The organism is Plesiomonas sp. (assembly GCF_051650925.1).
In the GTDB taxonomy this organism is placed as follows: domain Bacteria; phylum Pseudomonadota; class Gammaproteobacteria; order Enterobacterales; family CAMTGL01; genus Plesiomonas.
Genome location: NZ_JBOFRH010000128.1, coordinates 1 through 1,163 on the forward strand (window position 1 = coordinate 1; position 1,163 = coordinate 1,163).

General features: G+C 48.2%; 2 protein-coding genes. Both read right to left on the reverse strand.

What is annotated here, in order from left to right; genetic code table 11:
• Positions 1-766: glycosyltransferase (locus tag ACRC27_RS02820; protein WP_438639151.1), on the reverse strand; the 766-nt coding region annotated here is incomplete at its 3' end.
• A gap of 35 nt (positions 767-801) precedes the next feature.
• The coding region (gene radC, locus ACRC27_RS02825; protein ID WP_438639152.1) for a RadC family protein at positions 802-1,163 on the reverse strand (362 nt) is incomplete at its 5' end.

Below are 1,163 nucleotides of genomic sequence, written 5' to 3' on the forward strand. Positions count from 1 at the left end.
AGAATACCGCTTTCACGTGCCAAGTAAAATTTAAAAACAGTCGACTGTGGCCAAATTCCCGTCCGTGTTGCTCAATTTCCTGCTTTTTACGCGCATCCACCGGCGTATTGTAGGCCAAACTGCGGTTCAAACTGTGGTACGAAGTCTTGCGGTTTAATTTTTGCCGCTCAAAACAGCGATACCGCGCCGGCAAATAACGTTGCCGCGAGCCGTGGTGCTTTTGAAACTTCACGAAGCGGTAATCTTCCGCCCCATAGTGACCGGCAAAATCTTCGTCATAGCCAAAAAAACGCATGAAGCGTGCGCGTGACATGTAAAATAAATTAGAGTGGCCGGTCTGCCGCTGACCCTGCTCATCGGTTCGGTACACTTTAAAAAAGCTGCGCCCCGGATGACGACGGTACGCCATATAATGCAGTGTTTCAGGCGGGAAAATATGGTCTAAATCAGACAGTACAATCCGATCGGACTTCGCATAGGTGACCCCCAGATTGCGGGCACCGGCCTGATTCCACTGGATATCTTCATTGATACGCAGCCAAGTGATGTTCAGATTCAGCTGCGGGATCTCGTATTCAACCGGTGAACCATCATCCACAATCACAAATTCAATCACATCCAGCAAGGCCGGATCATACTGCTCATAATGGCGCAGTAGCTCGGTAACCGAGTCAATATTGGTTTGGTTGCAGTAAAAGTGCGTGATATATGACAGACGAATATGAGATTTATCATATGGATGTGGCTGATGCTGATTATCAATCATGCAATTTTCCATGCTCTTTTTATTATTAATTTACGCTATATCCACCCCCGCTCCGCAAACGAAACGGTTTCACCGGTGCCAACCACCACATGATCGAGCACTCGGATCTCCACTAATGCACAGGCATCTTGAATCTGACGCGTAATTTGCCGATCAGCTCGACTGGGCTCAGCAACGCCAGAGGGATGGTTATGCGCCAAAATCAGTGCCGCCGCATTACATGCCAGTGCCGCTTTGATTATTTCACGGGGATGCACGGTGGCGCTATTAAATGTTCCGGCAAATAACTCCTCTTTTTTGATCACCCGATGCTGATTATCCAAAAACAGGACCAAAAAAATTTCGCGCTCGCGGCTGCTTAAGCAACTTTGCAGATATTGCTGAGTGTCTTGCGGGC